The following is a 6,585-nucleotide window of genomic DNA, read 5'->3' as shown; positions in this document are numbered from 1 at the left end:
CAGGCGGTCGCTAACGGCACGGAAGCGGTGACCTGGACGGCGACCGTCAAGGATGCCAATAACAATCCGGTGAATGCGGCCAGCGTGGACTGGAGTGGCGATAATACGAATGTGACCCTGGCGAAAAACAATACGCAGACGGAGGCCGCAGGTACCACGACCATGACCGGCACGTCGCTCACAGCGGGTACTGAGATTGTGACCGCCACGCTGACGCAGCAGCAACGCGCGGCCAGTGCGAGTGCGGTGAGCTATATTGCCGACCTCAGTACCGCTGAAATTGCCACGCTGACGTTGGACAGGTCGGTTGTTTCCAACAACGGTGAAGATGTGACGACCTTTACCGCCACGGTGAAGGATGCGAACGGCAATCCAATTGTAAATCAGACGGTGAACTGGGCAACGACGCTCAATACTCTGGCGGGCAGTACCAGCGTGACCGATGCGTCCGGCGTTGCCACGATGACGATTTCGGGGACAGAGGAGGGGGATGCGACCGTGACGGCGACCTACGGCCAAAGCGCGAAGTCAGGTATCACGACATTTATAGGCTCGATAAGCGCAGACTGGGTTATTACGGGATCTTCCGGTCAATATAAGACCCCCCCTCTTTCAGCATACGATACTCTGGGCTTTATCGCCGTGTCCCCAACGACCGGGCCGACTTCATTGGTGTGGGATGGACCTGAAAAAACTAATTCGCCACTGACGACCCCGATGACCGATGAACACGGAAACGAGGTGGTCGTCAACTTTGGTGGCGAGCGCATGACCGGTTGTAAGATCCGTACGTTCAACTCATCCGTCAATTGTGTGGGGGCGGATCCTGACGTTAATGGAATACTTAACTATTCATCAGCGGACAATCCGGGCCTGCTGCCAGGCGTTTATCAAGGGGTTATCCACTATGCGGGTAAGAATTATTATGGATCCGGTACTTCATTCTACTATGACGTCAGCGTCAGCCTGACGGTGAAATAATTCCACCAGGTGGCAGAAACGGGAAAGGCGGAAGAAATTCCGCCTTTTTTTTTGGTATCCTGCATCAGGTTTTAGTGACTTTTGATGATTTTTAAGGACTACATGATGGACTACGACTTTTTGCGCGACATTACCGGTGAGGTGAAAGTGCGTTTCTCAATGGGTCATGAAGTGCTCGGTCACTGGCTCAACGAGGAAGTGAAGGGCGATCTGACCGTGCTCGATAAAGTTGAAGCCGCGCTGAGTGAGCTGAAAGGCAGCGAGCGCCAGACGCAAATGGTCGGCCATGAATATACGCTGCTGTTAGCCGACGATGAAGTCATGATCCGAGCCAATCAGCTGGATTTCGATGGCGATGAAATTGAAGAGGGCATGAGTTACTACGACGAAGAAAGTCTGGCGTTTTGCGGCGTCGAGGACTTTCTGCAAGTCCTCGCCAAATACCGCTCTTTCGTCACGACCTATCGTTAAGGTTACGACCGACCGATACGTTTATTTGCCCCGTGAGGCGGTCCAGCACAGCAGCGAACCGCCGACCACCATCAGCACGCCCGGCCAGAAACTCGCGCCCGGCAACGTGTGCAGCCACAATCCTGCAATCAGAATCGATGACAGTGGCGTGAAATAGGACAGCGCGGCGACCAGCGTCGCATTGCCTTTTTTCATCGCAATATCCCAGCACTGATAGGAGACAGCCGTCACTGCGCCCATCGCCAGCAATTCGAGAATAGCAGGCAACGTCAGGCTGATGCGATTCGATGAATAGGTGAAATAGAGTGCCCAAAGCACCGCCCCGGTTGCCAGCAGAAACAGCGGCAGCACGCCTTTGCCTTTACACAATACCCTCACCAGATTGGAATATAGCGCCCAGGAAATAGCAGCGCCGAGCGCCAGACTGTAGGCCACAGGATTGCCGCGCACATTGCGCATCAGCTGATGCACATCCAGCCCGTGACCCCCGCTGATGGCCCACAGGACACCGGCAAACGCCAGAATAACGCCCGGCCAGATCCACCAGCGCACGCGCAATTTCAGCAACGGCACCGCAAATAACAGCGTCAGGCTCGGCCACAAATAATTGATAAGCCCCAGTTCCAGCGTCTGCTGGCGGCTATGCGCCAGTCCAATCGCCAGCGAAAACGCCACCATATAAAAGATAAACAGCAGACCGCAGACGATGAGATAGGCCGCTGATTCTCCGCGCAACGTCGGTTTGCCGCCCACCATCCAGACCATAATTCCGCTGACAGTATAAATAGACGCCGCCGCACCAAAAGGCCCCAGAGATTCAGACAAACTGCGGGTGAGCGCCACGCTCATGCTCCACAATAAAATGGCGATAACGCCGAACAGCGTTGCGAAACGATCCATATGAAAGGTAAGCCTCTGGAAAGGGAGGCTTTTAAGATAAGCGATTGTCCCGGTTATTTACACCGGAACAATCCGCTTGAGGCGCTTATTTTCTGACATCATCAGAAGTAGAAACCGACTTCCAGGCCCATCGTCGACGTGGTTGTCGCTGGCTGATAATAACCGACGGTGCTTCCGTTCAGGTCACCCTTTTTCTCGTCCGACTTACCGTATTTCTGGTGCACATAACTGGCTTTCACAAAGACATCTTTATTGATATTCCAGGTCAGGCTGGTGAACGGCGAGAGCTTAGATTTCGGCTCGAGCCAGACTGCGCCCTGATTACTGTGCGTCCAGGTTTTAATCGGATACAGCGCACCACCTTCCAGACTCAGACGCGAATCTGCGGTCATCTGCCAGTTAGCGCCCAGGGACGCTTTGGCGTAAGGCTGCAACGTCACTTCCACGGCGGTGTACTGGCGTGTTCTGTCCTGTGAGGCAATATATACATCGTCAGAGCGAATGTTTCGCAACCACGCCTGGCCGCCGAGCGCGCCTTTCATATCGAAAGAAACACTGTCGGATGCCCGGTAACGGTAACCGCGCGTTACGTCCGCACTGTAGCCGGTGTAATAGGTTTTGCCTTTCAGCGATCCGTTCGGCACGTTGGCCTGATCATCAAGTGTGCTGCCTTTATAACTGACGATCCCGAACATCATGCTCATGTCCCAGGCTTTTAATAAGCCGCTTTGGGCATCGAGGTAATTATTAGATCCGAAATAAACGTGCAGGCGCGGGCCATGTTCAGCAACATATTTACCGTCCATATTATCGACGGATTCGTCCCACTTATAATATTCAGCACCATAACTCACATAGTGCCGCATCCCTTCAGTATTGCTGCCTAACAAACTTTCCCCGGCCCGGGAAACCCCGGAAACCAATAAAGAACTCGTGACCAGCAGGCTGGATACGGTCTTTAATTTATTCATTGTCATTTTATATTTCTGCTTGCAGGTGGATGGAGCTGTTTGCTTAGTAAGCAATAACGCGATGCTAAAGGTCAGGCGGGGATATATAAAGGTATTTATCTGTTTTTAAGAAAAAAGCGATCTTTTGATCTGCCGTAAGTTAAATTATTGGTTATATGTGCATTTTATTTGATTTATAGGTTGTGTGTTATTTTTGAAATTTGGCTTAATTGTTAGATCGATTGGCGATTAATTTGACTTAAATAAGAATTTAATAAGTCTTTAAATATTAATTTGTCTTAAGGAGTATAGCCGGATTTTATACCGGCGAGGATATTTTACTTAAGTAATGCTTATTGAGTTACAGAGATGCACCGCCGCAAATCACTAATTGCTGACCGGTAATGGCAGCAGCGGAAGGAGAAAGTAAATAACAGACTAAATCGGCGACTTCCTGTGGCTGAATAAAGCGACCTATGGGCGGCAATCTTGGCGGAGAACTTTGTCGTTGGGGATTTTCCAGCATCGGTGTTTGCGTCGCACCGGGGGCGACAATATTAACCGTAATGCCGCGCGGTGCCAGTTCCGCCGCCCAGCTTCGTGCCATGCCGGTCATGGCTGATTTCGTGGCGACATATTGACTGCGACCGGCGACACCTGATGACGTCCGGCTGCCCAGCAACACAATACGCCCGCCGTCAGGCATTTTATCCACCAGCCGGTCTGCCAGAACTTCTGCCACACCAATATGCAGCCGCCATAACGCTTCGCTGGCCTGCGGATCCAGCTGACCCAACGGGGCGGCTTTCATCATGCCAGCGGCGTGGATGACGGCATCCACTTTGGGCACGATTTCCAGCACCTCTGTCAGTCTGGCTGTGTCAGTGATATCGAGCGGGATACCGATAAAATTAGGGTGCGCAAAGTTCACTTCACGGCGTGCCAGCCCGGTCACACTCCAGCCCTGAGACAGTAATGTCAGGCACAGGGTTTCGCCAATACCCGATCTGCACCCTGTCACCAGCGCATGTTTACCCGGTGTCGTGTTCATGGATCACTCCTTTAAAGACGAGGCGGGGACTTTGAAAACGGCTTTACGGATCACCGCAGGGTGGCGGATGCAGCACAAGGCGCGGTGGGGTTCGCCCGGTGCGAACGTCACAAAGTCACCGCTGCGCAGCAATATCTCATTGACCAGCTCGGGATTGTCGAGAATATACAGATCGGGCTTGCGCTCTACCGCAGATTGTCCGGTAGCATTTTGGGTATCAAATCCAATGATTTCTTCTCCTTCCAGCACCACCTGAATATCCAGCCATTCACGATGAAATTCCGTATGACGCTCTGCGGCGGGCGATGTATTCGCATTACCGATATTGCAAAACCATTCCGCTCCCGGTGGCTGAAAACGTCCATCTTCCCGCGCGCAAAGTGCCTCCAGTGAACATTCCGGCCGCATCAAAATTCTGAGCAGTGCAGCGGGCAGCGTAGCCAGTTCCAGCGCGCCTAAATTACCTGTGATCATGAGGGTCTCCTTAATAAAAAAAGCCCGCACAGGGCGGGCCGGATAAGCGTCAGCCTTTCACCCAGGATTCTTCGACGCAGACGTATTTGATTGCCTGCCGGTAGTAGGTGAAAGCGATGTGTAATTCTCCTTTCACCCCTTGTTTGATGCTGGGATAAGAGAACTCACGATTGAGTTTTTGCTGCGAATTGTTGGTCATGCAGTAACCGTCACCGGTTTCCAGATTGCGCAGGTATGGCCATGAACGGCCCCCATCTTCGGAAATCGCCAGCGTCATCGGTGCGCGCGGTGCGCCCCAGAATGCCGTGCGGGCACCGGTTACGGCTGTTGTTTCAACGCGCACATCGTCTTCCTCATCTTCAATTTCGTCATACAATGAGGCCCGGCGTTCGCTGGCATCCGCAGCACTCAGGTTATTGAACACCAGCGCCAGATGTCCGTTGGCGAGCGTCGTCACCTGAATCGAGGAGTTGTTGTTAGGCAACGCGGTCGGTTGCGGCGCGCTCCAGCTGTTACCGCCATCGACAGAACGGCTCTGGTAGATGAAATCTGCCCAGCGGCTGCGGTACAACGCCAGCAGGCTGCCGTCATGCAACGGTGTGATGTTCATGTGTACGCAGCCGGTGCTTTCTGGCACCGATACATCACGCCAGGTTTTACCCTTATCACTGGAAATTTTGACGGCACTGTTGTCATTGTTGCCGACCCATTTTTCACCCGGCTGCGTGCGGCAGTAAAACACCGGCAGCAGCCAGTCGCCATTGGCCAGCACGGTGACCGGCTGGCGGATAAAGGTACCTAGCTGGTCAAGCAATGTGCCGATTTCCCCCCAGCTTTTACCCCGATCCTGAGACTGGCGAAAACGTACAATCGCGGTGTCCTGATTGCCGGATTTCTGCGCCGTGTACATCAGCCAAAGCACATTATCCGGGTCAAGAAACAGTACCGGGTTTTGCTCGGAACGGTTGGCATCTTCAGAAAGTTTCACCGGCTGACTCCAGATTTCCGCACCTTTTTCCAGTCGTGAAAGATAGATGGAGATGTCAGCGATACCTTCCTGTGTACCGGCAAACCAGGTGCATAACAGGCTGCCATCGGGTAAAGGCAGCAGATTGGCGGCATGGTTTTGCGGGCAATCTGACGGCAGCATAGCGTCACGGCGCGCGGCGTCATGTTCAGTGGCGTGAATTTTACCGCTGCGTTCGACGGTTAGCGTTTCAGTGGTCATCTTAAGGCTCCAGACTTTTGAATAATGTGTGCATTTTTACTTTTATTCGTGCGCTGCGGAATCAGGCGGTCCACCACCATAATGATGGCCGGGGTGACCAGCGCGATATACATGTTGTTGATACCAAACGGATCGCCGAGCACATACCAGATGGAAGTCACCACGCAGGCACCGATCAGGCCGGCATTCGCTCCGCGCGCACTTTTAAAGAACGGGAGGTAGAAGGCCATTACCGCCACCACGGAAATCGACAGGCGGATGGCACGGGTGAAGAACGAAAGTTTCAGCACTTCCGGCACCAGCAGCACGAAAATCAGTGGCAGGAAGCCAATGAGCAGCGACAACCAGCGGGTCATTTTGAATTCGCGTTCCGGCGTCGGGTTGCGGTAAGGCACGTAAAAATCTTTCACAATCAGCGAGGCAATCGCCAGCGCAACAGTACTGACGCTGACAAAAATCGATGCCACCAGCGAGGTGGTCACCAGACCCGCCAGCCACGGATTCATATCCTGAATAAAGATTGGCAGGGC

At 53.1% G+C, this 6,585-nt stretch carries 8 protein-coding genes; 2 read left to right on the top strand and 6 right to left on the bottom strand.

Features of this window, described 5'->3' with window-relative positions; translation table 11 throughout:
* Together D5398_RS25095 and yacL are read left to right on the top strand one after the other, a co-directional pair.
* Positions 1-981: Ig-like domain-containing protein (locus D5398_RS25095; RefSeq protein ID WP_208646086.1), on the top strand; the 981-nt coding region annotated here is incomplete at its 5' end.
* A 105-nt stretch (positions 982-1,086) separates the two neighbouring features.
* Entirely contained in the window at positions 1,087-1,452 is a 366-nt protein-coding gene (gene yacL, locus D5398_RS25090) for a protein YacL (RefSeq protein ID WP_120132441.1), read from the top strand.
* Between the two features lie 21 nt (positions 1,453-1,473).
* Here the strand turns inward: yacL and yddG are convergent, their stop codons facing one another.
* The 6 genes from yddG to D5398_RS25060 all read right to left on the bottom strand — a co-directional run.
* On the bottom strand, positions 1,474-2,352 hold the full coding sequence (gene yddG / locus D5398_RS25085; protein WP_120510014.1) for an aromatic amino acid DMT transporter YddG: 879 nt from the start codon (positions 2,350-2,352) through the stop codon (positions 1,474-1,476).
* Positions 2,353-2,453: 101 nt separating this feature from the next.
* A complete protein-coding gene (locus tag D5398_RS25080) occupies positions 2,454-3,323 on the bottom strand; it encodes a hypothetical protein (protein WP_244216845.1) in 870 nt (289 codons plus the stop codon).
* 340 nt (positions 3,324-3,663) lie between these two features.
* Positions 3,664-4,353 (bottom strand): SDR family NAD(P)-dependent oxidoreductase, encoded by a 690-nt coding sequence (locus D5398_RS25075; RefSeq protein WP_120510012.1) that lies wholly within the window; start codon positions 4,351-4,353, stop codon positions 3,664-3,666.
* A gap of 3 nt (positions 4,354-4,356) precedes the next feature.
* Positions 4,357-4,827 (bottom strand): NanQ anomerase/TabA/YiaL family protein, encoded by a 471-nt coding sequence (locus D5398_RS25070; protein ID WP_120510011.1) that lies wholly within the window; start codon positions 4,825-4,827, stop codon positions 4,357-4,359.
* 49 nt (positions 4,828-4,876) lie between these two features.
* Positions 4,877-6,055: a sialidase family protein gene (locus D5398_RS25065; protein ID WP_120510010.1), complete on the bottom strand. Its 1,179-nt coding sequence runs from the start codon at positions 6,053-6,055 to the stop codon at positions 4,877-4,879.
* Positions 6,052-6,585: sodium:solute symporter family transporter (locus D5398_RS25060; protein WP_425272775.1), on the bottom strand; the 534-nt coding region annotated here is incomplete at its 5' end. The genes D5398_RS25060 and D5398_RS25065, both read right to left, overlap by 4 nt.

This window comes from Rahnella bruchi, from assembly GCF_003614975.1.
In the GTDB taxonomy this organism is placed as follows: domain Bacteria; phylum Pseudomonadota; class Gammaproteobacteria; order Enterobacterales; family Enterobacteriaceae; genus Rahnella; species Rahnella bruchi.
The sequence above is the reverse complement of the archived record's forward strand: the minus strand, read 5'-3'. Positions and strand labels throughout refer to the sequence as shown.

Coding starts and splice junctions, on each gene's coding strand:
- yddG (WP_120510014.1), bottom strand. CDS start 2,352: ATGGATCGTTTCGCAACGCTGTTCGGCGTTATCGCCATTTTATTGTGG.
- D5398_RS25080 (WP_244216845.1), bottom strand. CDS start 3,323: ATGAATAAATTAAAGACCGTATCCAGCCTGCTGGTCACGAGTTCTTTA.
- yacL (WP_120132441.1), top strand. CDS start 1,087: ATGGACTACGACTTTTTGCGCGACATTACCGGTGAGGTGAAAGTGCGT.
- D5398_RS25065 (WP_120510010.1), bottom strand. CDS start 6,055: ATGACCACTGAAACGCTAACCGTCGAACGCAGCGGTAAAATTCACGCC.
- D5398_RS25070 (WP_120510011.1), bottom strand. CDS start 4,827: ATGATCACAGGTAATTTAGGCGCGCTGGAACTGGCTACGCTGCCCGCT.
- D5398_RS25075 (WP_120510012.1), bottom strand. CDS start 4,353: ATGAACACGACACCGGGTAAACATGCGCTGGTGACAGGGTGCAGATCG.